Origin of the sequence: Leclercia sp. M50, from assembly GCF_037150775.1 — a bacterium.
Classification (GTDB): domain Bacteria; phylum Pseudomonadota; class Gammaproteobacteria; order Enterobacterales; family Enterobacteriaceae; genus Enterobacter.
Genome location: NZ_JBBCPK010000007.1, coordinates 24,209 through 49,694, shown reverse-complemented (window position 1 = coordinate 49,694; position 25,486 = coordinate 24,209). Strand labels below are relative to the sequence as shown.

At 56.7% G+C, this 25,486-nt stretch carries 23 protein-coding genes and 1 other RNA gene; 14 read left to right on the top strand and 10 right to left on the bottom strand.

Going from position 1 to position 25,486, the window contains the following annotated elements; genetic code table 11:
• Nucleotides 1–8: 8 nt before the first annotated feature.
• Nucleotides 9–1,055 (bottom strand): PLP-dependent cysteine synthase family protein, encoded by a 1,047-nt coding sequence (locus WFM46_RS03000; protein WP_336997042.1) that lies wholly within the window; start codon nucleotides 1,053–1,055, stop codon nucleotides 9–11.
• 115 nt (nucleotides 1,056–1,170) lie between these two features.
• On the opposite strand from WFM46_RS03000, the gene WFM46_RS02995 reads away from it, so the two are divergent.
• The 5 genes from WFM46_RS02995 to amtB all read left to right on the top strand — a co-directional run bounded on the left by WFM46_RS02995 (nucleotide 1,171) and on the right by amtB (nucleotide 7,059).
• Nucleotides 1,171–1,629 carry an Lrp/AsnC family transcriptional regulator gene (locus WFM46_RS02995; protein WP_168192003.1) on the top strand — a complete coding sequence of 153 codons (459 nt, stop codon included), beginning with the start codon at nucleotides 1,171–1,173 and terminating at the stop codon, nucleotides 1,627–1,629.
• A 30-nt stretch (nucleotides 1,630–1,659) separates the two neighbouring features.
• Nucleotides 1,660–3,432 carry a SmdA family multidrug ABC transporter permease/ATP-binding protein gene (locus tag WFM46_RS02990; protein ID WP_336997041.1) on the top strand — a complete coding sequence of 591 codons (1,773 nt, stop codon included), beginning with the start codon at nucleotides 1,660–1,662 and terminating at the stop codon, nucleotides 3,430–3,432.
• Nucleotides 3,425–5,203 (top strand): SmdB family multidrug efflux ABC transporter permease/ATP-binding protein, encoded by a 1,779-nt coding sequence (locus tag WFM46_RS02985; RefSeq protein WP_336997040.1) that lies wholly within the window; start codon nucleotides 3,425–3,427, stop codon nucleotides 5,201–5,203. Before WFM46_RS02990 ends, WFM46_RS02985 begins: the two co-directional genes overlap by 8 nt.
• A gap of 197 nt (nucleotides 5,204–5,400) precedes the next feature.
• Nucleotides 5,401–5,739, top strand: a complete 339-nt coding sequence (gene glnK, locus WFM46_RS02980) for a P-II family nitrogen regulator (RefSeq protein ID WP_103178493.1) — start codon at nucleotides 5,401–5,403, stop codon at nucleotides 5,737–5,739.
• Between the two features lie 33 nt (nucleotides 5,740–5,772).
• Nucleotides 5,773–7,059 (top strand): ammonium transporter AmtB, encoded by a 1,287-nt coding sequence (amtB, locus tag WFM46_RS02975; RefSeq protein ID WP_032616850.1) that lies wholly within the window; start codon nucleotides 5,773–5,775, stop codon nucleotides 7,057–7,059.
• A 96-nt stretch (nucleotides 7,060–7,155) separates the two neighbouring features.
• On the opposite strand, the gene tesB is transcribed toward amtB, so the two are convergent.
• Nucleotides 7,156–8,016 carry an acyl-CoA thioesterase II gene (gene tesB / locus WFM46_RS02970; RefSeq protein WP_336997039.1) on the bottom strand — a complete coding sequence of 287 codons (861 nt, stop codon included), beginning with the start codon at nucleotides 8,014–8,016 and terminating at the stop codon, nucleotides 7,156–7,158.
• A gap of 208 nt (nucleotides 8,017–8,224) precedes the next feature.
• Between tesB and WFM46_RS02965 the strand changes: the two genes are divergently transcribed.
• Nucleotides 8,225–8,794 (top strand): YbaY family lipoprotein, encoded by a 570-nt coding sequence (locus WFM46_RS02965; RefSeq protein WP_103178495.1) that lies wholly within the window; start codon nucleotides 8,225–8,227, stop codon nucleotides 8,792–8,794.
• 33 nt (nucleotides 8,795–8,827) lie between these two features.
• On the opposite strand, the gene WFM46_RS02960 is transcribed toward WFM46_RS02965, so the two are convergent.
• A complete protein-coding gene (locus tag WFM46_RS02960) occupies nucleotides 8,828–9,139 on the bottom strand; it encodes an MGMT family protein (protein ID WP_442913440.1) in 312 nt (103 codons plus the stop codon).
• 178 nt (nucleotides 9,140–9,317) lie between these two features.
• On the opposite strand from WFM46_RS02960, the gene ffs reads away from it, so the two are divergent.
• The 3 genes from ffs to WFM46_RS02945 all read left to right on the top strand — a co-directional run bounded on the left by ffs (nucleotide 9,318) and on the right by WFM46_RS02945 (nucleotide 10,151).
• An RNA gene (ffs, locus tag WFM46_RS02955) (signal recognition particle sRNA small type) lies at nucleotides 9,318–9,414 on the top strand.
• A 270-nt stretch (nucleotides 9,415–9,684) separates the two neighbouring features.
• Complete coding sequence (locus WFM46_RS02950; RefSeq protein ID WP_039032396.1) at nucleotides 9,685–9,936, top strand: hypothetical protein; 252 nt, start codon at nucleotides 9,685–9,687, stop codon at nucleotides 9,934–9,936.
• Entirely contained in the window at nucleotides 9,933–10,151 is a 219-nt protein-coding gene (locus tag WFM46_RS02945) for a hypothetical protein (protein ID WP_032616855.1), read from the top strand. Before WFM46_RS02950 ends, WFM46_RS02945 begins: the two co-directional genes overlap by 4 nt.
• A 142-nt stretch (nucleotides 10,152–10,293) precedes the next feature.
• On the opposite strand, the gene yczR is transcribed toward WFM46_RS02945, so the two are convergent.
• Nucleotides 10,294–11,715, bottom strand: coding sequence for a MocR-like transcription factor YczR (yczR, locus tag WFM46_RS02940; RefSeq protein WP_336997038.1), 1,422 nt, complete (start codon nucleotides 11,713–11,715; stop codon nucleotides 10,294–10,296).
• Nucleotides 11,716–11,799: 84 nt separating this feature from the next.
• On the opposite strand from yczR, the gene yczE reads away from it, so the two are divergent.
• The 4 genes from yczE to WFM46_RS02920 all read left to right on the top strand — a co-directional run bounded on the left by yczE (nucleotide 11,800) and on the right by WFM46_RS02920 (nucleotide 17,162).
• The gene (gene yczE, locus WFM46_RS02935) at nucleotides 11,800–12,408 is read left to right on the top strand and encodes a membrane protein YczE (protein ID WP_103178497.1); all 609 of its coding nucleotides are present in this window, start codon (nucleotides 11,800–11,802) and stop codon (nucleotides 12,406–12,408) included.
• A gap of 76 nt (nucleotides 12,409–12,484) precedes the next feature.
• The gene (locus WFM46_RS02930; RefSeq protein WP_336997037.1) at nucleotides 12,485–13,558 is read left to right on the top strand and encodes a LacI family DNA-binding transcriptional regulator; all 1,074 of its coding nucleotides are present in this window, start codon (nucleotides 12,485–12,487) and stop codon (nucleotides 13,556–13,558) included.
• 104 nt (nucleotides 13,559–13,662) lie between these two features.
• Complete coding sequence (locus WFM46_RS02925; RefSeq protein ID WP_336997036.1) at nucleotides 13,663–16,749, top strand: beta-galactosidase; 3,087 nt, start codon at nucleotides 13,663–13,665, stop codon at nucleotides 16,747–16,749.
• 59 nt (nucleotides 16,750–16,808) lie between these two features.
• Complete coding sequence (locus WFM46_RS02920) at nucleotides 16,809–17,162, top strand: DUF1428 domain-containing protein (protein ID WP_103178500.1); 354 nt, start codon at nucleotides 16,809–16,811, stop codon at nucleotides 17,160–17,162.
• A 32-nt stretch (nucleotides 17,163–17,194) separates the two neighbouring features.
• Here the strand turns inward: WFM46_RS02920 and WFM46_RS02915 are convergent, their stop codons facing one another.
• Entirely contained in the window at nucleotides 17,195–18,763 is a 1,569-nt protein-coding gene (locus WFM46_RS02915; RefSeq protein ID WP_336997035.1) for an EAL domain-containing protein, read from the bottom strand.
• A gap of 257 nt (nucleotides 18,764–19,020) precedes the next feature.
• Here WFM46_RS02915 and ykgO point away from each other — a divergent pair, with 257 nt between their 5' ends.
• Nucleotides 19,021–19,161: a type B 50S ribosomal protein L36 gene (gene ykgO / locus WFM46_RS02910; protein ID WP_003859006.1), complete on the top strand. Its 141-nt coding sequence runs from the start codon at nucleotides 19,021–19,023 to the stop codon at nucleotides 19,159–19,161.
• 49 nt (nucleotides 19,162–19,210) lie between these two features.
• Here ykgO and WFM46_RS02905 read toward each other — a convergent pair whose 3' ends face one another.
• The 5 genes from WFM46_RS02905 to acrA all read right to left on the bottom strand — a co-directional run bounded on the left by WFM46_RS02905 (nucleotide 19,211) and on the right by acrA (nucleotide 25,404).
• Nucleotides 19,211–19,675, bottom strand: coding sequence for a YlaC family protein (locus WFM46_RS02905; RefSeq protein WP_336997034.1), 465 nt, complete (start codon nucleotides 19,673–19,675; stop codon nucleotides 19,211–19,213).
• Between the two features lie 263 nt (nucleotides 19,676–19,938).
• Entirely contained in the window at nucleotides 19,939–20,157 is a 219-nt protein-coding gene (locus WFM46_RS02900) for an HHA domain-containing protein (RefSeq protein WP_032616864.1), read from the bottom strand.
• 8 nt (nucleotides 20,158–20,165) lie between these two features.
• Entirely contained in the window at nucleotides 20,166–20,558 is a 393-nt protein-coding gene (gene tomB / locus WFM46_RS02895) for an Hha toxicity modulator TomB (protein ID WP_180208997.1), read from the bottom strand.
• 489 nt (nucleotides 20,559–21,047) lie between these two features.
• Nucleotides 21,048–24,188 (bottom strand): multidrug efflux RND transporter permease subunit AcrB, encoded by a 3,141-nt coding sequence (gene acrB, locus WFM46_RS02890; RefSeq protein WP_336997033.1) that lies wholly within the window; start codon nucleotides 24,186–24,188, stop codon nucleotides 21,048–21,050.
• 22 nt (nucleotides 24,189–24,210) lie between these two features.
• Nucleotides 24,211–25,404 carry a multidrug efflux RND transporter periplasmic adaptor subunit AcrA gene (gene acrA, locus WFM46_RS02885; protein WP_156654007.1) on the bottom strand — a complete coding sequence of 398 codons (1,194 nt, stop codon included), beginning with the start codon at nucleotides 25,402–25,404 and terminating at the stop codon, nucleotides 24,211–24,213.
• Nucleotides 25,405–25,486: the final 82 nt, after the last annotated feature.

Sequence of the window (25,486 nt, the reverse complement as noted above, 5' to 3'; positions counted from 1 at the left end):
GGCTTTTTTTATTTTACCAGCCGGGTGATTTCCGCAAGCCACGGCGCCACATCGCCAATATTCGCTTTTACCCATTCGGCGTTGTAATAGGTCTCCAGATAGCGCTCACCGCTGTCGCACAGCAGCGTCACGACAGAGCCGGTTTGCCCTGCCTCACGCATCCGCGCGGCCAGCTGTAACGCGCCCCACATATTGGTGCCGGTTGAGGCCCCCACCTTGCGGCCCAGCTGCGTTTCCAGCCAGAGGGCGGTGGCGACGCTCGCGGCATCCGGCACGCGGAGCATCTCGTCCACCACATCCGGAATAAACGATGGTTCGACGCGCGGGCGGCCAATCCCTTCTATTTTGCTCCCGACCGGGCTGCGCAGGGCAGGAGCGCGCTGCTGCCAGTAATCCAGGAATACGGAGTTCTGCGGATCCACCACCATAAGACGGGTATCGTATCCCTGGCAGCGAATATAGCGGCCAATGGTGGCCGAGGTGCCTCCGGTGCCAGCGCTCATCACGATATGGGCCGGTACCGGGTTAGGCTCATTCTGCATCTGGCGGAAGATACTGTCGGCAATGTTGTTATTGCCGCGCCAGTCGGTGGCCCGCTCCGCGAAGGTAAACTGGTCCATATAGTGGCCGTTCAGCTCCCGGGCCAGCATCTCTGAGGCGGCATAAATTTCACAGGCGCTTTCCACAAAGTGACAGCGACCACCGTAAAATTCGATCTGTTCGATTTTACGTTTCGCCGTACAGGATGGCATAACGGCGATAAACGGCAGGCCGAGCAGGCGGGCAAAATAGGCCTCAGAGACGGCGGTGGAACCGGAGGAGGATTCAATAATGGTGGTGCCTTCATTGATCCAGCCATTACACAGCCCATACAGGAACAGCGAGCGCGCCAGACGGTGCTTCAGGCTGCCGGTGGGGTGGGTACTTTCGTCTTTCAGATAGAGCTGGATACCCGGAAAACCGGGCAGGGCAAGGCGAATAAGGTGTGTATCCGCCGAGCGCTGATAATCGGCGTTAATTTCACTGATGGCATTTTTAACCCAGGTGCTATTCATCGAAGTTATCCATTTGTCATTGTGTGCCCAGCATAGCGAAAAGCACAGAAAAAATTGTTGCTATCTGGCCTTTAAAATAGAATGACAAGAGAAAAATTTTCTCTGCGGGGTGGTTATGCTAGATAAAATTGACCGTAAGCTGCTCTCCTTACTGCAAAGTGACTGCACCCTCTCTTTGCAGGCGCTGGCGGATGCCGTTAATCTGACCACCACGCCCTGCTGGAAACGCCTGAAACGACTGGAAGACGAAGGCATATTGCTGGGGCGTGTGGCGCTGCTCGATCCCGAAAAACTGGGGCTTGGCCTGACCGCGTTTGTGCTGATAAAAACGCAGCACCACAGCAGCGAATGGTACTGCGGATTCGTTAGCGTGGTTTCACAGATGCCGGAAGTGCTGGGCTTCTGGCGCATGGCGGGCGAATATGACTACCTGATGCGCGTACAGGTAGCAGACATGAAGCGCTATGATGACTTCTATAAACGGCTGGTCAACAGCGTGCCGGGTCTGACGAATGTCACCTCCAGCTTTGCGATGGAACAGATAAAATACACCACCGCCTTACCCATTGAATAACCCGGAATACAATCCTCAGGAAAAGACCGCGTGCGATTATTTGCTCAGTTAAGCTGGTACTTTCGCCGGGAGTGGCAACGCTACCTCGGTGCAGTCGCCCTGCTTATTATTATTGCCATTCTGCAGCTCATCCCACCAAAAGTGGTGGGCTACGTTGTGGATGGCGTTACGGAACAGCATTACACCACCGCACGGGTGATGATGTGGATCGGCACGCTGGTCCTGACGGCGGTGGTGGTCTACCTGCTGCGCTATGTCTGGCGCGTGCTGTTGTTCGGTGCGTCATACCAGCTTGCCGTCGAGCTGCGGGAAGATTTTTACCGCCAGCTCAGCCGCCAGCATCCGGAATTTTATCTGCGCCATCGCACCGGCGACCTGATTGCCCGCGCCACCAATGACGTGGATCGCGTAGTCTTTGCCGCCGGGGAAGGGGTATTAACCCTGGTGGACTCGCTGGTGATGGGCTGCGCGGTGCTGATCGTCATGTCGACCCAAATCAGCTGGCAGTTAACCCTGCTGGCGCTCCTGCCAATGCCCCTGATGGCCCTGGCGATCAAACGCTACGGCGATCAGCTTCACCAGCGCTTCAAGCTGGCGCAGGCGGCGTTCTCCACTCTTAACGACCGTACCCAGGAGAGCCTGACCAGTATCCGGATGATCAAAGCCTTTGGCCTGGAGGATCGTCAGTCGGCGCTGTTTGCCGCCGACGCGGCGGATACCGGGGCCAAAAACCTGCGCGTCGCCCGGATTGACGCCCGTTTTGATCCCACGATTTATATCGCCATCGGCACCGCTAACCTGCTGGCCATTGGCGGCGGAAGCTGGATGGTGATTAACGGCTCGCTGACGCTCGGACAGCTGACCAGCTTTGCCATGTATCTGGGGCTGATGATCTGGCCGATGCTGGCCCTGGCCTGGATGTTTAACATTGTCGAGCGCGGCAGCGCGGCCTACAGCCGGATCCGCGCCATGCTCGCCGAAGCGCCGGTGGTCAACGACGGTAGCGAGACGGTACCGAACGGACGCGGCGAGCTGAATGTCGCCGTCCGCGCCTTTAGCTATCCGCAAACGGAACAGGTCACGCTTGAAAACGTCCACTTTACGCTGCAACCGGGGCAGATGCTGGGCATCTGCGGCCCAACAGGCGCCGGCAAGAGCACCATTCTGTCGCTGATCCAGCGTCACTTCGATATTGCCCAGGGGGAGATCCGCTTCCACGACATTCCGCTGCCGCAGCTGCGGCTGGATAGCTGGCGCAGCCGCCTTGCGGTGGTGAGCCAGACGCCGTTCCTCTTCTCCGATACCGTCGCGAATAATATTGCGCTGGGTTGTCCGCACGCCACACGCGAGGAGATCGAGCACGTCGCGCGTCTCGCCAGCGTCCATGACGATATCCTGCGCCTGCCGCAGGGCTATGAAACCGAAGTGGGCGAACGCGGCGTAATGCTGTCGGGCGGGCAGAAGCAACGTATTTCCATCGCCCGTGCGCTGCTGCTGAATGCCGAAATTTTGATCCTCGACGATGCCCTTTCTGCCGTCGATGGTCGTACTGAACATCAGATCCTGCATAACCTGCGACAGTGGGGGGAGGGGCGCACGGTGATCATCAGCGCCCATCGTCTCTCGGCCCTGACCGAGGCGAGCGAAATTCTGGTGATGCAGCACGGGCACATTGCCCAGCGCGGGCAGCATGAGCAACTGGCGGAACAGCCGGGCTGGTATCGCGATATGTACCGTTATCAACAACTGGAAGCGGCGCTGGATGAGGTGCCGGAAACGGACGAGGAGGCCGCCGATGCGTAGTTTTTCCCAGCTGTGGCCTACCCTGAAGCGCCTGCTGGCCTATGGCTCGCCGTGGCGCAAACCGCTGTCGCTGGCGGTGATATTACTGTGGATTGCGGCGATAGCCGAAGTGACCGGCCCGCTGCTGATCAGCTATTTCATCGACAACATGGTGGCGAAAAACTATCTGCCGCTCGGTTTAGTTACCGGGCTGGCGGTGGCCTATGTCGGGCTACAGTTGCTGGCGGCGGGGCTGCACTACTCCCAGTCGCTGCTCTTTAACCAGGCCGCCGTGGGGGTGGTGCAGCAGTTGCGCACCGACGTGATGGACGCCGCGCTGCGCCAGCCGCTGAGCGCGTTCGATACCCAGCCTGTCGGGCAGATTATCTCCCGCGTGACTAACGATACGGAAGTGATCCGCGATCTCTATGTTACGGTGGTGGCGACGGTGCTGCGCAGCGCCGCGCTGGTCGGCGCTATGCTGGTGGCGATGTTCAGCCTGGAGTGGCGCATGGCGCTGGTGGCGATGGCGATTTTCCCGGCGGTGATGATTGTGATGATCATCTACCAGCGCTACAGCACACCGATTGTGCGCCGGGTGCGAACCTATCTGGCGGATATCAACGATGGCTTTAACGAGGTCATCAATGGCATGAGCGTGATTCAGCAGTTCCGTCAGCAGGCGCGCTTTGGCGAACGGATGGGCGAGGCCAGCCGCTCACACTACATGGCCCGCATGCAGACCCTGCGTCTGGACGGTTTCCTGCTGCGCCCGCTGTTAAGCCTCTTTTCGGCGCTGGTGCTGTGCGGGTTGCTGATGCAGTTTGGCTTTGCCGCCCGTGGCACCATCGAAGTGGGGGTGCTGTATGCCTTTATCAGCTATCTGGGCCGTCTTAATGAGCCGCTGATTGAACTCACCACCCAGCAGTCGATGTTGCAGCAGGCGGTGGTCGCCGGTGAGCGCGTTTTTGAGCTGATGGATCGCCCGCGCCAGGCCTATGGGGATGACGAGCGCGAACTGCAAAGCGGCGAGATTGAATTTGATCAGGTCTCCTTTGCCTATCGCGACGATCGCCTGGTATTGCAGGATATCAACCTGACGGTACCCTCCCGAAGCTTTGTCGCACTGGTGGGGCATACCGGCAGCGGTAAAAGTACCCTCGCCAGCCTGCTGATGGGCTACTATCCGCTCACCGAAGGTGAAATTCGTCTGGATGGGCGCCCGCTGTCGACCCTGAGCCACGCCGTGTTGCGTAAAGGGGTGGCGATGGTGCAGCAGGATCCGGTGGTTCTGGCCGACACCTTCTATGCCAACGTGACGCTGGGGCGGCCGTTTAGCGAAGAGCAGGTGTGGGACGTGCTGGAAAAGGTGCAGCTGGCGGAGCTGGCTCGCGGCCTGCACGACGGTATCCATACCCGGCTGGGCGAGCAGGGTAACAATCTGTCAGTCGGGCAAAAGCAGCTATTAGCGCTGGCCCGGGTGTTGATCGATACGCCGCAGGTGCTCATCCTCGATGAAGCCACCGCCAGCATCGATTCCGGCACCGAGCAGGCTATCCAGCATGCGCTGGCGGCGGTACGCGAACAGACCACCCTGGTGGTGATTGCCCACCGTTTGTCGACCATTGTTGAGGCAGATACCATTCTGGTGCTTCATCGCGGCCAGGCGGTTGAGCGCGGTACCCATAAGCAACTGCTTGAGGCGAAAGGGCGTTACTGGCAAATGTATCAACTGCAGCTCGCTGGCGAAGAGCTGGCCGCCAGTGCGCGGGAGGAGTCCCTCAGCGCCTGATGCACTAAAATCACGCAACCTGCCAGCCGCTGAATCGGTTGGTGCAAAAATGAAACGCGCCCTGCACTGTCATGGTGCGTTTTTTTTCGCCATCTTATCGTGATGCCTCGTATTCACGCCCTTTTCACTTTTGGCACACCCCTTGCAATACCTCCTTCGTTAGCTCGCCAAAACCGAATTCTGACTGGAGGGGATATATGAAGCTGGTTACCGTGGTAATCAAACCATTCAAGCTCGAAGACGTGCGTGAAGCGCTCTCTTCAATGGGTATTCAGGGGCTGACCGTCACCGAGGTGAAAGGCTTTGGTCGACAGAAGGGGCATGCAGAGCTCTACCGAGGCGCGGAATATAGCGTCAACTTTCTGCCAAAGGTGAAGATTGACGTGGCGATCGCCGACGATCAGCTGGAAGAAGTCATCGACGTGATTAGCAAAGCAGCCTACACCGGCAAAATTGGCGACGGCAAAATTTTCGTTGCTGAGCTGCAACGCGTTATTCGCATTCGTACAGGCGAAGCCGACGAAGCGGCACTGTAAAACAGCAGGCACACAGTGATAGGGATCGAGAAAATGAACACAACAACACTTAAAGCAGGTCTGGGGTCTCTGGCGCTGTTGCCGGGGCTGGCAATGGCTGCACCCGCGGTAGCAGACAAAGCCGATAACGCCTTTATGATGATTTGCACCGCGCTGGTGCTGTTTATGACCATTCCGGGGATCGCGCTCTTCTACGGCGGCCTGATCCGCGGCAAAAACGTCCTCTCCATGCTCACCCAGGTGACGGTGACCTTCGCGCTGGTTTGTGTGCTGTGGGTGGTTTATGGCTACTCGCTGGCCTTCGGGGAGGGCAACGCCTTCTTCGGCAGCTTTAACTGGGCGATGCTGAAAAATATCGAGCTGACCGCGGTAATGGGCAGCTTCTATCAGTACATCCACGTGGCGTTCCAGGGCTCTTTCGCCTGTATCACCGTCGGGCTGATTGTCGGGGCGCTGGCGGAACGTATCCGCTTCTCCGCCGTGCTGATCTTCGTGGTGGTGTGGCTCACGCTCTCCTACGTGCCGGTGGCGCATATGGTGTGGGGCGGCGGCCTGCTGGCCTCTCATGGCGCGCTGGACTTTGCGGGCGGTACCGTTGTGCATATCAACGCCGCGGTAGCGGGGCTGGTGGGAGCATACCTGATCGGCAAACGCGTCGGTTTTGGCAAAGAGGCCTTCAAACCGCACAACCTGCCGATGGTCTTTACCGGCACAGCTATCCTCTACTTCGGCTGGTTTGGCTTTAACGCCGGCTCAGCAAGCGCAGCAAACGAAATCGCGGCGCTGGCCTTCGTGAATACCGTTGTGGCGACAGCGGGCGCTATCCTCTCCTGGATCTTTGGCGAGTGGGCGGTACGCGGTAAGCCTTCGCTGCTGGGTGCCTGTTCCGGTGCCATTGCCGGTCTGGTGGGCATCACCCCGGCCTGTGGCTTCGTCGGTGTCGGTGGCGCGCTGATCATTGGTATCGTGGCGGGTCTGGCCGGTCTGTGGGGCGTAACGGCGCTGAAACGTGTTCTGCGTGTGGACGACCCGTGTGATGTCTTTGGCGTGCACGGCGTGTGCGGCATCATCGGCTGTATCATGACCGGTTTCTTCGCCTCAACGTCCCTTGGCGGCGTGGGTTATGCGGAAGGCGTGACCATGGGTCACCAGGTTCTGGTTCAGCTGGAAAGTATCGCCATCACGGTGGTCTGGTCGGGTGTGGTGGCCTTTATCGGCTACAAGCTGGCAGACATGACGGTGGGGCTGCGCGTACCGGAAGAGCAGGAGCGCGAAGGTCTGGACGTCAACAGCCACGGCGAGAACGCATACAACGCGTAAAATTAAAGTATTGCCCGGTGGTGCTACGCTTACCGGGCTTACGGATTGTGCTTTTGTAGGCCGGGTAAGGCGAAGCCGCCACCCGGTTTTTTCATTTCAGCCGCGGTTGCGCATCACCCCTTCCTGCACCGTAGAAGCGACCAGCACGCCATCCTGGGTATAAAACTCACCACGAACAAACCCGCGGGCGCTCGACGCCGAGGTACTCTCCACGCTGTACAGCAGCCACTCATTCATATTAAACGGACGGTGGAACCACATCGAATGGTCGATGGTGGCAACCTGCATCCCTTTCTCAAGGAAGCCCACACCGTGCGGTTGCAGGGCAACCGGCAGGAAGTTGAAGTCGGAGGCATAACCGAGCAGATATTGATGCACGCGGAAATCTTCCGGCATCGCGCCGTTCGCGCGGATCCAGACCTGACGGGCAGGCTCGGCGATATGGCCCTTCATTGGGTTGTGGAACTCAACCGGGCGGATCTCCAGTGGTTTATCGCAAAGAAACTTCTCTTTAACCTGTGGGGGCAGCAGGTGCGCCAGCGCGCGGGCAATGTCCGTCTCGGAACGCAACTCGTCGGGTGCGGGGGCAGGGGGCATCGCTTTCTGATGCTCATAGCCCGGCTCCGGTGCCTGGAATGAGGCGGTCATGTAAAAGATTGGCTTGCCGTTTTGCACCGCCGCCACGCGGCGGGCGCTGAAACTGGTGCCGTCGCGCAGGACTTCAACGTCATACACGATCGGTTTCTGGCTGTCGCCAGGGCGCAGAAAATAGCTGTGAAAGGAGTGCACAAAGCGCTCCTGAGGTACGGTCTCTTTAGCAGCGTAGAGGGCTTGTCCCACAACCTGGCCGCCGAAAACCTGGCGTAATCCCAGATCTTCGCTTTGTCCCCGAAAGAGTCCTTCTTCAATTTTTTCCAGGTTTAATAATGTCAGCAGATTGCTTAGTGCCTGACTCATAGTCGTCCTCAATTAACACGCCGTGGCGAAAGATACGCAGAGTATAACGCAGAAATGCAAGTGGTCCGATGGGTGCAATAATCTGAATAACAGGGGGATTCCAGGCATAAATAATTGATCTGTGCCACACTTAGTCTCGTTATCTTTATGTTAACCACTCATCTGGCGGTATCGATCCCGCTGGTGCATTGATGATAAGGAGAACTCAATGAAACTCGTGCACATGTTAAGTGGTTTAGCGGTAGCGGTTGCTCTCTCTGCCTGCGCGGACAAAAGCGCAGACATTCAGACGCCGGCGCCGAACCCTAACACTGCTGGCGTAGCGACGCAGCCGACCATTCAGCAGCCAAATGTCTCAGGTACAATCTGGATCCGCCAGAAGGTGGCTTTACCGCCGGATGCAGTGTTAACCGTTACTCTGTCTGATGCCTCGCTGGCGGATTCGCCATCGAAGGTTCTGGCGCAGCGGGCGACGCGTACCGAGGGTAAACAGGCGCCATTTAAATTTGAACTGCCGTTTAACCCGGCGGATGTTCAGCCTAACGCCCGCATCCTGCTGAGCGCAGCTATCACCATCGACGATAAGGTTGTCCTGATGACCGATATCGTTAAACCGGTGATCAACCAGGGCGGTACCAAAGCCGATCTGGTCCTGGTGCCGGTACAGCAGACCTCGCTGCCGCTGCAGCCTGGCGGCGGTGCGCCGACAACGGTGCCGTCAACGTCACCAACCCAGGTTAGTCCATCTACGGCTACGCCGGCGCCAACCCAGCTTTAATGCTTCATGCCCCTCTCGTCTGAGAGGGGCTATTCAATACCGCCAGCGATAACGCTGCATATCAATTTGCCCACTTCCCGACACCTGCACACCTTCGCTGAGTAAGGCCTGACGCTGGCGCTGTAAATCTGGCCCGGTTAAGGAGATCGCTCCGTGGCGGTTGACCACCCGATGCCAGGGCAGGGTGCTACCTTCAGGCAGCTTTCTCAGCACACCGCCTACCTGTCGCGCTGCACGGGGAGAACCCGCCAGCTGCGCCACCTCGCCATAGGTGGTGACCGTGCCTTCGGGAATCGAGGCCACTATCTGCCATACCCGCTGGGGAAAAGAGTCGTGCTCGTCCATTTTGTGCTCCTGTGTTAAGGGCATGATAAAGATTTACGGACAAGACAGGAAGAAAGTGCCCACTCTGTAAACGCTTTGCGCAATAAAACATCACCCGGACGCGGTTAACTTGCAATTGCTATCCCGTACAGTGATAATGCGCCAGCGCGTTGGTTAACAACGCTCTCAATGGGGGCTCTGTTGGTTCTCCCGCAACGCTACTCTGTTCACCAGGTCAGGTCCGGAAGGAAGCAGCCAGGGCAGACGACGTGTGTGCCGGGATGTAGCTGGCAGGGCCCCCACCCATTTCTGCTCTCCTCAGCATCGCTTCATATCCATTATCGCCATTATCCCCAATAACAGTACGCATATTATATATTTTTAAACTGACCTGTATATTTCGCAAATTGTCATCATACTGAAACATGGTTGTCATTATTCTGTCATAAATTTTCTGCAGGGTAAGTGTGACATTTTTATGATGTATAAGCAGAGAATATATATCTGGATAATAATGTTAACTTCGTGTATTAATTTAAGAAAAAATAGCCAGGGATGTAAAAACGATGACGACTGCAGTCCTGAATGTAAAAATTGACGAAGCGCTGAAAGAGAAACTTCGTCATTATGCCGAAGTGAATAATGAGAATCTCAGCGTTACCACTGAGAAGCTGTTGCAGATGGCATTTGCTGTAGCAGATGAGGCGGGAGTGACGGAGGAGGATATCGACAATCAGCATACGGAAGAAGAGAGTGTAGCTCCATTTACTCCTAAAGAAATCAAGGCACTAAGAAAAATTCTGAAGAAGAAAAAATGAAACAACATCAACAATCCACCGCCAGCAGCTACTCCGAAGCCTGCACGCTTCTGCGCTCTGGCTATGTCAAACATGTCCGCCTGGGCTGGGACGTTGGCAGTGATGAGTTCTTTCGAATTGCGTCTGACTGGTGTGATACCGGCGCAAAAATAAAGAAAGAAGGCGATAGTTTTGTTATTTCCCTGAAAGGTTTTCCTATTCCTGCTCAGCACTGACCTCCCATGCTGAAAATGTCTGACTGTAACAATTACAGTCAGACATTTTTAAATTGCCCGTTATGCGCGATTATTTGTGCGCCCGCTCACTTTTTTCCCGTAATTAATATCAACGTTGCAGTCGCCCACGGCGAAAAGGCGATTACACCAGGGGACGTTTTACGTTTTGCCCACCGTTAATCAGCGCCAGCCACAGCGGCTTGATCCGCACCAGGGCGTTTTCCAGCGCCATTGGCTCCAGAGAGAAGGGCATGCGCAGGTAGCGGTCAAACGCCCCGGAAAGCCCGAACCGCGTCCCGGTCCCCAGATGAATACCCGCCGCTTCGGCGCGGGTGGCGAGCTGAGTGGCCAGCATATCCGGCAGTTCCACCCAGTAGGATAAGCCCCCTTCCGGCACCTGGAAACGCCAGTCGGGAAAATGTTCCCGCAGTAGCGCGGCGCAGCCATCTCGCCGCTCACGCAGCATCTGCCGTCGGGCAGGTAAAAAGGTTTCGCCCTGCTCAATCAACCACAGGGTCGCCAGCTGTTCCAGCAGCGGCGAGCCGAGATCGAGCGTATCGCGCGTTTGCGCCAGCGTGGCGATGGTACGCGCCGGGGCGCGAACCCAGCCCAGACGCAGGCCGCCCCAGAAACTTTTTCCCGCCGAGCCGAGGGTAATGACATTGCCGTTCGGGCAGAAGGCAGCCAGCGGCGCTGGGGGAGGCGCATCGAACCAGAGATCCACCATGGTTTCATCGACGACCAGCAGAGTGCGGGCCCGGGCAGCCACGGCGGCGATAGCTTGCCGGCTCGTCGCATCCATGCAGCGGCCCGTGGGATTGTGGAAATCCGGCATCAGATAAGCCAGGCGCGGCGCGGTCTGGGCGAGGGTGGCGGCAAAGCCGTCAATATCCCAGCCGGTCTGCGGCAGCGAGACACCTACCGGGCGGCAGGATGCCCCCTGAATCGCCGCAATAGCCAGCGGGTAAGTGGGGTGATCCACCACTACCCGATCGCCTGGCCCGGTGAACATGCGCAGTACCAGCGCCAGCCCGCTGACGGCGCCGTTAACCACCATCACCTCTTCTGCCCGGGTCGGCAGGCCGCGCGCCGTATAGCGTGCGGCAATGGCTTCGCGCAGGGCCAGCAGTCCTAGCTGGTCATAGCCGGTTTGCGTCAGATGTGGCGTCATGGCGGTCAGGGCATGGGTATAGGCCTGATGGATCTCCGGCCCGGCTCCCAGCGCGGCGGTAGAGAGATCCAGCGCCGCACTGGCGTTGGCGCGGGTAGGGGGCGTGCGGCTGTTGGGCAGGATCACCCGTGAGCCGCTACCGTGTCGTCTTTCGAGGTAGCCCTCATCCCGCAGATGGGCAAGGGCGCTGCTGACGGTGGTCCGGCTGACTTCCAGCGTTAAAGCCAGCTCCCGCTCTCCCGGCAGGCGTGTATCCAGCGCCAGCCTGCCGTCCAGGATCAGCAGGCGCAGGGCATCGGCCAGCTGTCGCCACAGCGGGGTACGGGAGGGGCTCTCCTGCCAGTGACCCAGCAGACGCACTAATGATTGACTTCCAAATCGACGTGATGACACAGGCAGTCCACTTTTTGAAAACTGGTCATTAATCATAGGGCCATTTCAGGCAATGATAAAAGCAGAAACCATCGGAGAGCGATCATGTTACGTCGATTACTTCAGCTTTACGTCGGATTAAGCCTCTATGGCCTGTCAACGGCGATGTTTGTACGCGCGGATCTGGGGGCCGATCCGTGGAATGTTTTCCACCTGGGGGTGGCAAAACTGCTGGGAATGGATATTGGCACCGTCATTATTCTGACCGGTGTGCTGGTGCTCCTGCTGTGGATCCCACTGCGCCAGCGCCCGGGGCTCGGCACCATCAGCAACGTGATTGCCATCGGTCTGGCGGCCGATGTCGCGCTGGCGTTTATTCCGGCTATCGATTCGCTGATGGCCCGCTGCGTATTGCTGGTCAGCGCGGTTATCGTAAATGCGCTGGCGACCGGCATGTACATCGGGGCCGGATTTGGCGCCGGGCCGCGTGATGGCCTGATGACTGGTATCAACGCCCGCACCGGCTGGTCGGTTCGCAGCGTGCGCACGGCGATTGAGATTTCAGTTTTGCTGACTGGCTGCCTGCTGGGGGGCACTTTTGGTGTCGGTACCGTGCTCTATGCGTTAAGCATCGGCCCGCTGATCCAGATCTGTCTGCCATGGTTTCGTCAGAGACCGCGCCCGCTAGTCCCGCAGCCTGAGCGCGTTGTCTGATTTTGCGAAGCGCTCACATGCTTTACGCCAGGCGTTATGACAGAATAGGTACCTCTGTCACTGCAACGCGAAGCGCATGAAAGCCATAACGCTCTATGATGTTGCCCGCCTCGCGGGCGTCTCTTATCAAACCGTCTCTCGGGTCATTAATGATGCGGCCCACGTCTCGGCCCGGACCCGGGAGAAAGTGCTGCAGGCGATGGCCGAGCTGCACTATGTTCCCAATCGCGGCGCCCAGCAGTTGGCCGGTAAACGCACCCGCACCCTGGGGTTGATTACCACCGATCTGGCCCTGCATGCCCCCTCGCAGATTGCCTCAGCGGTGAAGACCCGCGCAGGCGAGCGCGGGGCGAGCGTGCTGATCTCGATGGTGGAAAATCCCCAGCAATGCATGGCGGCGCTGCAAGAGCTGCTGGCCCAGCGCGTGGAAGGGCTGCTGGTTAACGTGCCGCTCGAAGAGGCCCAGGCAGAAAGCCTGCAGGCGCAGGCCCTTCCGGTGCCGGTACTGTTTCTTGATGTCTCCCCTGATGCCCGGGTACACAGCCTGGTGTTTGATGCCGGGCAGGGGGCCACTCTGGGGGCGCAACATCTGCTGGCGCTGGGCCATCAGCGGATCGCCCTGCTTGGCGGGCCACAAAGTTCCGTCTCTGCCCGGGCGCGTCTTGCCGGCTGGTTGTCTGCCTTAGGCGAGGCGGGTCTGGAACCGTGTGCGGTCGCGGAGGGGGACTGGAGCGCGGCTTCAGGTTATGAAAAAGGCCATCAGCTGCTGGCGGGGGCGACCCTCCCGCAGGGGATCCTGGTGGCGAACGATCAGATGGCCCTTGGCGTGATGCGCGCCTGTGCCGAAAAAGGTATTGCTGTGCCGGGCCAGATCTCGGTGGTGGGGTTTGACGATACCACCGACAGCGCGTGGTTTACCCCGCCGCTGACCACGGTTCGTCAGGCGTTCCGTGAGGCGGGACTGTGCAGCGTGGAGTGGCTACTGGCGCAACAGGGGACGAGTGACGCAGCCCCGGCACAAACCCGGCTGCCGGTGACGCTTGTCGAGCGCCACTCCACCGCCCGGGAAGAGATCCCGCAGGGAAGTGAGGATCTGGCCCGCCAGCTTAAATCGCTGGCGCTGCTGGCCGAACAGCTGGCGCGTCGTTAACGCTTTTGTGATCGCCATCGCTTCATGACGCTCTCCCCCTTTACCCTGGCAACCTGACAGGGCATTGTAGCCATAAATTGTGAGCGCTTCGCAAAGAGGTAACTATGTCCCATCCTGCTTCGCTGACCCTCAGCACACTACTTGCCCGTCGTGACTGGGAGAATCCCGGCGTCACCCAATGGAACCGACTTCCTGCCCACGTCCCGCTGAGCGGCTGGCGTGATGAGCACGCCGCGCGGGATGAGGAGCCAACCCCGGCCATCCGCTCGCTGAACGGTGACTGGCAGTTCAGCTTCTTTCCTGCACCCGAGCAGGTTCCCGACAGCTGGACGCAGGAGGATTGCGCGGATGCGGTGGTGATGCCCGTTCCCTCCAACTGGCAGATGCAGGGCTTTGATACGCCGATCTACACCAACGTCACCTATCCTATTGCGGTGGATCCGCCCTTTGTCCCGGCTGAGAATCCGACAGGTTGTTACTCGCTCACATTTGAGATGGACGCCAGCTGGCTGGAAGGCGGTCAGACGCGACTGCTCTTTGACGGCGTCAATTCCGCCTTTCACCTCTGGTGCAACGGGCAGTGGGTGGGCTACTCCCAGGATAGCCGTCTGCCTGCGGAGTTTGACGTGTCTGCGTTCCTGCGGGCAGGCAGCAACCGGCTGGCGGTAATGGTGCTGCGCTGGTGCGACGGCAGCTATCTTGAAGACCAGGATATGTGGCGGATGAGCGGTATCTTCCGCGACGTGACCCTGCTGCATAAGCCAGATACCCATATCGCCGACTATCACGTTGTGACGGAGCTGAACGCCGATTATGACCGCGCACAGCTTCAGCTGGGGCTGACCCTTGGCGGGAACGACTACGCAGGCTGTGAGGTGAGCGTCAACCTGTGGCGGGACGGAGAGCGTATCGCCAGCGCCATCGGCACACCGGGCTCTGCGGTTGTCGATGAGCGCGGAAGCTGGCAGGAGAGGGTAAATATTGCACTGAAGGTGGAACACCCGGCGCTGTGGAGTGCGGAAATCCCCGCCCTTTACCGGCTGACCCTGGTGTTGCGTGACGCGCAGGGCCAGATCCTGGACGTAGAAGCCTGCGATGTGGGATTCCGTCGTGTCGAGATCGCAAACGGGCTGTTGAAGCTCAACGGCAAGCCGCTGCTGATCCGTGGCGTAAACCGTCACGAGCATCACCCTGAGCGCGGACAGGTGATGGACGAAGCCACCATGCGCCGCGACATTGAGCTGATGAAGCAGCACAACTTTAACGCCGTGCGCTGCTCGCATTACCCTAACCACCCGCTCTGGTATCGCCTGTGCGATCGCTATGGGCTCTATGTGGTGGATGAGGCCAACATCGAAACTCACGGCATGGTGCCGATGAGCCGCCTGGCTGACGATCCGCGCTGGCTACCCGCCATGAGCGAACGCGTCACCCGCATGGTGCAGCGCGATCGTAACCACCCGTCGATCATCATCTGGTCTCTGGGCAACGAGTCTGGTCATGGCGCCAACCATGACGCCCTTTACCGCTGGGTGAAAACGACCGATCCTGGCCGTCCGGTGCAGTATGAGGGCGGTGGGGCGAATACGGCGGCGACCGACATCGTCTGTCCGATGTATGCCCGCGTCGATCAGGACCAATCCTTCCCGGCAGTACCGAAATGGTCCCTTAAAAAGTGGATCGGTATGCCGGATGAGACGCGTCCGCTGATCCTCTGCGAATACGCGCACGCGATGGGCAACAGCTTTGGCGGGTTCGCTAAATACTGGGAAGCCTTCCGCAAACATCCTCGTCTGCAGGGCGGTTTCGTCTGGGACTGGGTCGACCAGGCGCTGACGAAGCATGACGAACAGGGCAACCCTTTCTGGGCCTACGGTGGTGATTTTGGTGATAAACCGAATGACAGACAGTTTTGTCTGAACGGGCTGGTCTTCCCCGATCGCACGCCGCATCCGGCCCTCTATGAGGCCCAGCGCGCGCAGCAGTTCTTCACCTTTACCCTGCAAAGCCACTCCCCGCTGGTGGTGGAGGTGCAGAGCGATTATCTCTTCCGCACCACGGACAACGAGCAGTTACGCTGGTCGGTGATCCGTGATGGCGAGGTGCTGGCCACCGACATTGTGGCGCTGGACATTCCGCCACAAGGGACGCAACGGCTGGAGCTCGCTCTGCCACAGTGGGCATCTGCACCGGGCGAACTGTGGCTGAACGTTGAGGTTATTCAGCCAGCCGCCACGCCGTGGTCCGCTGAAAACCACCTTTGCGCCTGGGAACAATGGCCCTTGCCAGCGCCGTTATGCATCGCGACACCGAAAGCTGCCGGAACCATTCCACAGCTGATCCATGAGGATGATGCGTTGGTCATAACCCATCAGCAGCAGCGCTGGCAGTTTGATCGCACCAGCGGCAACCTGACGCAATGGTGGCGCGACGGCGTGCCGACGTTGCTTTCGCCGCTGACCGATAACTTTACCCGCGCCCCGCTGGATAACGATATCGGCGTCAGCGAAGCGACCCGCATCGATCCGAATGCCTGGGTGGAACGCTGGAAGGCGGCAGGGATGTACAGCCTGACGCCGCGTTTGCTGCAGTGCGAGGGGGAGCAGCTGGCGCAGGGGGTAACGATCGCCACGCTCCAGGCCTGGGAGCACAACAATCAGGTGCTGTTCCTGAGCCGTAAATGCTGGCGCATCGATAGCCAGGGCGTGCTGCACGGCGACGTTGAGGTGCAGGTGGCGAGTGATATGCCAGAGCCCGCCCGAATCGGGCTGAGCTGTCAGCTGGCGCAGACGCCGCAGACCGTAAGCTGGCAGGGGCTCGGGCCGCATGAGAACTACCCGGATCGCAAGCTCGCTGCCCGTCAGGGACGCTGGGAACTGCCGCTTGCTGAGCTGCACACTCCCTACATTTTCCCGACCGACAACGGCCTGCGCTGCGATACGCGTCAACTGAATGTAGGGCAGCATCAGCTGGAGGGTGATTTTCACTTCTCGGTAAGCCGCTACAGCCAGACGCAGCTGCGCGAGACCTCGCATCACCATCTGTTACGTGAGGAGCCCGGCTGCTGGCTGAACCTTGACGCGTTCCATATGGGCGTTGGGGGCGATGATTCCTGGAGCCCAAGCGTCTCTCCGGAGTTTATCCTGCAGGTGAAAAAGGTGCGTTACGCCTTTAACTGGCAACAGAACTAAACTTAATCGCTGATGCGGCCACACCGCGTGGCCGCACGTTCACTTCGGAGGTTTATCTGATGAAGTATGTCGACGGTTTTGTGGTTGCCGTGCCCGCAGATAATAAGGAGGCTTATCGCGAGCTGGCGGCGAAAGCCGCGCCGCTGTTTAAAGAGTTTGGCGCGCTGCGTATTGTTGAGTGTTGGGCAGATGACGTACCCGACGGCAAATTAACGGACTTTCGCATGGCGGTGAAGGCGGAAGAGAACGAAGAGGTGGTTTTCAGCTGGATCGAATATCCTTCAAAGGCGGTTCGCGACGAGGCGAATCAGAAGATGATGAACGATCCCAGAATGAAAGCGTTTGGCGAAGCCATGCCTTTTGATGGTAAGCGGATGATTTATGGCGGCTTCTCGCCGCTTCTGGACGAATAAGCGTGACGCCCGGCGGCGCTTCCCGCCGGGCGCTAAGCGTGGCTCTCGGGATCGAGATTCGTTTCCGCCCACTGGATAAACGCCTCTTTCGGCAGCGCCTTGCTGTAAAACCAGCCCTGGCCGTACTGCACACCGTGGCGACGAAGCCATGCCAGCTGGCCTTCGGTTTCAATACCTTCTGCTACCATGTCCAGATCGAGCGACCTGGCCATCTCTATGATGTGCGAGGTGACATTTTTATATTCCAGCGCATCCACAAACGATTTATCAATTTTCAGCGTATCGACATCCAGATCCTGCAGGTAGCTGAGGCTGGAGTAACCCGTTCCGAAATCATCAATATAGACAGAGTGCCCGGCACGTCGGAATGCGGCAATGGCCGGGGCGCTGACCGCAGGATCGGCGAACCCGCGCTCGGTGAGCTCCAGTGCAATCTGCGAAGGGTGCAGTTGCCACTGATTCAGCAGGCGGCTCAGCAGCGGAAGCACGGTGCCCGAGATCAAATCCGCCGGCGCCAGGTTTATCGAGATATGGTGGCCCGGATGCTGGCGTAACCATTCGCCCATATCCTCAAACACTTTTTCGATGATAAGTGTCGTCAGCGGGTTGGTCAGGCCCGTCTGTTCCGCCAGGGAGACAAAAATATCGGGTGACAGATAGCTGCCATCCGGCTGCGGCCAGCGTGCGAGGGCTTCCGCACCGGTGAGTCTGCCGCTGTTCAGATTCACAATCGGCTGGAAATGAACCTGGAATTCCCTGGCATTAATCGCATCCATTAAACGATACCGGGGCGATTGCAAACGGCGTAACACGCGCAATATAAACCAGGCTGTCAGCAGACTGATCAGGACACCAAAAGGCAGCCAGAAAATAAGCTGGTGGTGCCAGCTCTTTTGCAAAGGGGTCAGAGAGGACCACGCCACAATGGTGAAGCCCAGGTCAGATACATCGTGCCGGTTGTACATCACGCCGTTATGCTGAAAATTCGCGCGGCCATTGCGCTGCATTTCCTGAAAGACCTGCATATCCAGCTTGTTGCTGCTGGCAAAAACGATATTGCGGCGAAGCCCCACCAGGGCGACATCGATCGGCCATGAGCCAAAGGGGATCACATCGATCAGCGAGGCCGGATCGATCATGACAATGTAGTGCTCTGTACCAATCGCGGCCATATAGCGGTCGAGGCCCAGATCGTTATGCGAGGTGACCCAGGCCCGGTAGCCATCGGAGGTGATGCGCATTGCTGGCGGAAACGGGGCGGCATGGCTCACTTGTTCCAGCGAGGAGCAGCGCGGTTTCAGATCCTCAACGTAAAGAACTTCCTGAATGTAGCGCCAGGAAAAGGAGGCGCGGCGCATCGCCATCGCATGTTCGTAACTGCATGGGGTTCCGTTAAAAGCGTGCATCTCCTTCAGGGCGGATTCCGCCTGGCTAATGACTCTGTCGGTACGTATCTGTACGCGCGAAGAGTAGCTGTTCAGATCATCGACAAACTTATCTTCTGCATTGCGGTGCGCCAGCCAGACACTCAGGCAGACAGGAACAAGGACAGCAATGATGAGTACACAGGTAACCACACTGACCAGGTGTCGGGTTGTCATGCTCCTGTTTCCTTTTATAACGCCGTTGTTGGGCGCCCAAGCCGATGACATTAAAACGAAAACGTCTTTGACATGTAGTGTTATAGCACGCAGTTGATAGTGAGTTCATTTAGCAATTGAGACACTGAATTAAATACCATTTTAAGTGACTTTTTCACAGAGCGAAAACCTGACGAACGCTGCAGGCGCAGGTTGTTTTTGCCTCGCTACTCAGATATGCTAATTGTTATGTTATAACAAATCATAATGAGGTAGGTATGCAGGTTCTGAATTCATTGCGCAGCGCTAAACAACGCCATCCAGATTGTCAGATTGTGAAGCGTAAAGGGCGGTTATACGTGATTTGTAAATCCAATCCGCGCTTTAAGGCGGTGCAGGGGCGTAAGAAGAGACGTTAAGCGGGATAAAGATGCCTGCCGCCGATATTGGCGGCAGGCCAGGAGAGGTTCAGGCGGCCACGCGGGAGAGGGTGAAAACATCGTAGAAAGAGAGCTCGCCTTTCGTGGCGATCATCTTCTGCAGTTTCTCTTTTTGCTGGGACTCGACGTTAGGGGAATGCAGAATGTTTTCGATCAGCTGAGGAGGCACAAAGCGCGTGTTGTACCACTCTCCGTTGTAGCAGACCCGGAAATCAAGCACATCAATATCTTCATAGCGATAACGCGGATTGACGTCAAAGAAGAAGAAGGCGTTAAAGACGATGAACAGGACAACCAGCAACCAGACGGAACCAATCAGCGTTTCGGATTGCAGCATCACTACCAGCGTAGCAAGCCACGCCGCATACATGGCGACAAACAGACCAGGATGTTTGCGAATAAAGCTGATGCTGAAGCGCGGCTTGTTGTCACGCTTTTCGCGAACATTGAGATCATCAATGGTTTGGGTAAGCAGGCGTTGTATCTCGGTCATCTTCTGCCCTTTCTGAATTCGACTCAATACGAAGGATCCGTATATTTTAAGTGACCACAATGTGTGTGGACAGTAACAGTTATGCTAAGAAACATCATAACAGTTACCAGAAAAGGGCGGGTGGGATGAGATGGCTGGCTGTTCAGTACAACGCAATCTTTCCCCTGGCGATAGCGCTAGCCCAGCAATGGAGAACTGCCTGTCACGCAAAGGATGAAACATCTGAACGTAGAATCTTTATCTCTGAGAGTAGTTAGACATAATCAGCGTACAAACTTCCATACAGCGGTCGGGATTTTATCGTACAGCTTATTCATCGTAAGTTCAGCCAGACGATGATCGGCTGCTGAATAGAATACCGCAAGCTCATTATCAGAAAGCTCGTATTTATTTTTTTCAATGACGCGTTCCAGGGTGTCAATGGACTGACAGCGTCGTAAACGCATCAAATAATCAGTCTTGGTTAATGGTTTATCAGACATAAATTCACCTAATTGTTTGTAATAATTTTAACCGGAGAAGCTAACGGGTTAGCTCTGCTTGCATTGACAAAACAACGAAAAAGCCGATTGCCCGATTTACGCCATTTTTGTAAATCCTGTGCGTTAATGCCGTAGCTGCTGAATAACATAAAAGTGTCATCCAGGTATTCGTCAATTTGCTCAATCAACTTATTATCTTCGTTATACTTAATTTTATAATTAAGCGCGAAGGTAGCAATATGTTCAATCAACTCGTTTAACTGCAAGTTAATGGCAGAAGTCGGGTCATTTACCCAGCCATGATTGCTTTCATCGAGATTGGTCAGGCAGTCATGGTACAGGGATTCACAAAGAAATTTCAACTGTGCAATATCTTGCCTTTTAGGCGAGTATTCGTCCATAGCGTATCCCCTTTTTGAGTGATTTTTTACTCACCGAACATCGTTGTCGGGAAGGGTACAACTGACTCAGCGTCAATGACTACTGTTATGCCTCTTGCTTTAACTATAATCTACTCTAATCAGGATTTCACCGCGCTATTACGAAAAATTACAATTACGCAGCATTTTACCGCCTCTGGCGGTTACTATGTTATATATTGTTTTATCCTGATACAGCTCTTTACTTATCACCCTGTGTGATTTCTTAACCAGTCTAAAAATCATTGGTAAGCGCGGGTGAAATCAAAAAACACCAGGAATACTCTTAATACCTAAGACGTGACGCAAAAATTTGGGAATTTCTGTAATAGAACCAGGTTAAATAGGATAAGCCGTTTAAGGGTGACATTAAATATATAAACCCTCAATAAGCTAATTTTATGATTTTTAATTGTTGAAAAAAAGGCCGCATATGCGGCCTTTTTAACGGTTAAACCCGAATGGGGGTCATCACACCGGATGATTGTGTTCGGTCTCGTCGTTCTTACGGCTGAAACGACGACGTACTACCACAAAGAATACCGGCACGAAGAAGATTGCCAGAACGGTAGCCGTCACCATACCGCCCATTACGCCGGTACCTACGGCGTTCTGCGAACCGGAGCCTGCACCTGAACTGATAACCAGCGGCATAACCCCGAGGATAAACGCCAGGGAGGTCATCAGAATCGGACGCAGACGCATACGAACCGCTTCCAGCGTGGCTTCGATAAGCCCTTTGCCCTCTTTATCCATCAGATCTTTGGCGAATTCCACGATAAGTATCGCGTTCTTCGCCGACAAGCCAATGGTTGTCAGCAGGCCCACCTGGAAGTACACGTCATTACCCAGGCCGCGGAACGTGGCCGCCAACAGGGCGCCGATGACCCCCAGTGGCACAACCAGCATAACTGAGAACGGAATCGACCAGCTCTCATACAGCGCCGCCAGACAGAGGAAGACCACAATCAGCGAGATAGCATACAGGGCAGGGGCCTGGTTGCCGGAGAGCCGTTCCTGGTAGGACATCCCCGTCCAGTCGTAGCCGATGCCCGCTGGCAGTTTACCTGCCAGTTCTTCCATCAGGTTCATGGCCTCACCGGTACTTCTGCCCGGTGCCGCCTGACCCAGGATCTCCATGGATGGCAGACCGTTGTAACGTTCCAGACGCGGCGAGCCGTATTCCCAGCGTGAAGTGGAGAAGGCTGAGAATGGCACCATCTGTCCGTTGCTGCCGCGCACATACCAGTTGTTGATATCGCTCGGCAACATACGGTACTGCGCTTCAGACATCACGTAGACCTTCTTCACGCGACCGCGGTCGATGAAGTCGTTGACGTAGCTACCGCCCCAGGCTGCGCCCAGCGTGGTATTGATGTCACTGATAGAGACGCCCAGCGCCTGTGCTTTTTCCTGATCGATATCCACTTTGAACTGCGGTGTATCTTCCAGGCCGTTCGGACGAACGCCAACCAGCAGGTCAGGGTGCTTCGCAACTTCGCCAAACAGCTGGTTACGCGCCTGAGTCAGTTTCTCATGGCCCAGACCACCCTGGTCGATAAGCTGGAAGTCAAAGCCGGTTGCCGTACCCAGTTCAACAATCGCTGGCAGGTTAAAGGCGAAGACCATCGCATCTTTAATCTGCGAGAAAGTGCCCATCGCACGACCCGTAATGGCCTCAACTTTGTTCTCGTCGCCTGGACGCTCAGCCCAGTCTTTCAGAGAGACGAAGGCGATACCGGTGTTCTGGCCACGACCCGCAAAGCCAAAGCCGTTAACCGCAAACACCGATTCAACGTTGGCTTTCTCTTTGTTCAGGTAGTAATCCGTGACCTCATCCAGCACTTTCTGGGTACGTTCCTGGGAAGCACCTGCAGGCAGCTGAGCCATGGTCAGGAATACGCCCTGGTCTTCATCCGGCAGGAACGAGCTTGGCAGACGAACGAACAGGTAAGCCATGCCGACCACGATGATGATATAGAGCAGCAGATAACGACCGGTGCTGCGCAGGATGTTGCCCACGCTGTCGGTGTAGTGGTGCGTGCTCTTATCGAACATACGGTTAAACCAGCCGAAGAAGCCTTTTTTGTTCTCGCCGTGATCGCCTTTTGCCACCGGTTTCAGCATGGTGGCGCACAGGGCCGGCGTCAGGATCAGTGCCACCAGAACCGACAGGGCCATCGCGGAAACGATAGTGATCGAGAACTGACGATAGATCGCACCGGTAGAACCACCAAAGAAGGCCATCGGGATAAATACCGCCGACAGCACCATGGCGATACCGACCAGGGCGCCCTGGATCTGGCCCATCGATTTACGGGTCGCCTCTTTCGGCGGGAGTCCCTCTTCGGACATCACACGCTCGACGTTTTCGACCACCACGATGGCGTCATCCACGAGCAGGCCGATCGCCAGCACCATCCCGAACATCGTCAGGGTGTTTATTGAGAAACCAAAGGCCGCGAGGATGGCAAAGGTTCCGAGCAGAACCACCGGTACGGCGATAGTTGGAATCAACGTCGCACGGAAGTTTTGCAGGAACAGATACATCACCAGGAAGACCAGGATGATCGCTTCTACCAGCGTTTTCACCACTTCGTGGATGGAGATTTTCACGAACGGCGTTGTGTCATACGGGTAAACGATTTTCAGGCCTGACGGGAAGAACGGTTCCATTTTCTTCAGTTCGGCACGGATCGCCGTCGCGGTATCCAGGGCGTTGGCGCCAGTCGCCAGTTTAATCCCCAGACCGGATGCCGGCTGGCCGTTAAACTTCGCGATCACGTCATAGTTTTCACCACCCAGTTCCACCTTCGCCACGTCGCGCAGGCGAACCTGGGAACCGTCCGGATTCACCTTCAACAGGATCTTACTGAACTCATCCGCAGAGGTCAGACGGGTCTGGGCGATGATCGAGGCGTTCAGCTGCTGGCCTTTAACCGGCGGCGTACCGCCTAACTGACCGGCTGCAACCTGGGCGTTCTGCGCTTTAATGGCGTTAATCACATCTACCGGCGTCAGCTGGAAGTTGTTCAGTTTGTTCGGATCCATCCAGATACGCATCGCGTACTGAGAACCGAAGAGCTGAACGTCACCGACACCAGAAGTACGGCTAATAGCGTCCTTCATGTTGGCGCCCACGTAGTCGGAAATATCCTCCTGCGTCATGGTGCCGTTGGTGTTGATAACGCCGACAACCATCAGGAAGCTACTGGAGGATTTCTCCACGCTCACACCCTGCTGTTGTACTTCCTGCGGCAGCAGCGGCATCGCCAGCTGTAGTTTGTTCTGTACCTGAACCTGGGCAATGTCCGCATCCGTACCTGACTCGAAGGTCAGGGTGATCTGAACAGTACCGGTTGAGTCACTGTTGGAGGACATGTACATCAGGTTATCGATACCGTTCATGTTCTGTTCGATAACCTGCGTGACGGTGTCCTGCACCGTTTTTGCATCAGCCCCTGGGTAGGTTGCGGCGATTGAAATTGCTGGCGGCGCAATGGTTGGATATTGCGCGACAGGCAGCTTCAGGATCGCAAGTCCCCCGGCTAGCATGATGATGATGGCGATCACCCACGCGAAAATGGGGCGATCGATAAAGAAATTAGGCATGTCTTAACGGCTCCTGTTTAAGTTAAGACTTAGGTTGTTCTGACTGACCGCCTGCTGAGGCTTGTTGTTGATTGTCAGACGTGACCTCTTGCGCTTTTACCTTGGCGCCCGGGCGAACTTTTTGTAATCCGGTAATGATGACGCGATCGCCATCTTTCAGACCGTCAGTCACCAGCCATTTGTCACCAATCGCCTGGGTTGCCTTGATCTGACGAACTTCGACTTTGTCTTCAGCGCCAATCACCATCGCACTGGCATCGCCGCGCGGAGTACGGGTCACGCCCTGCTGTGGCACCAGCAGTGCGGTTGGGTTGGTCCCTTCTTCCAGGCTGGCGCGAACGAACATACCCGGTAACAGCGTATGGTTCGGGTTCGGGAAGATGGCGCGCAGGGTAATCGAACCGGTGGTCTGATCGACCGTTACGTCTGAGAACTCCAGGCTGCCGGTCTCCGGGAATTTGATGCCGTCGCTGGTGACCAGCTCAACTTTCGCTTTGCCGTTTTCCTGCTTCAGGGTGCCGTTTTCCAGCTCCTGTTTCAGACGCAGGAAATCGTTGCTCGACTGGGTGACATCGACATAGATCGGGTCCAGTTGCTGCACGGTTGCCAGCGCAGTGGTCTGGCCGTTCTGTACCAGCGCACCCTCGGTCACCGCGGATTTACCAATACGGCCGCTGATAGGGGAGGTCACTTTAGTATAGGCCAGGTTGATACGCGCGGTTTCAACGGCAGCCTTCGCAGCGACGACCGCAGCGTTAGCCTGCTGGGCATCCGCCTGCGCACTGTCATATTCCTGTTGGCTGATGTACTGCGTACCCAACAGTTTCTGATAACGGTTGACGGTCAGCTGGGCAATTTTTGCAGCAGCCTGCGCTTTGGCCAGATCGCCTTTCGCGCTTTCGTAGTTCGCCTGATAGGTTGCAGGATCAATCTGATACAGAGACTCGCCCGCTTTAACATCACCGCCTTCAGTAAAATTACGTTTCAGAATGATGCCACTCACCTGTGGACGCACTTCAGCAATACGGTAAGCGCTGGTTCGGCCGGGTAATTCTGTTGTCATCTGGAGAGGTTCGGTTTTGAGCGTCACGACACCAACTTCTGGCACCTGCTGCGCTCCTTGTTGAGCCTGTTTTTCGTCACATCCTGTAAGCGCTAAGCTGCCTGAGAGCATCAGAACGATCGCCAGAGGCGTTAACCCTCTGTTTTTGTTCATATGTAAACCTCGAGTTTCCGATTTCAAATTGATCAATGGATCAAGCGTCCACAAACCCATTGCTGCGTTTATATTATCGTCG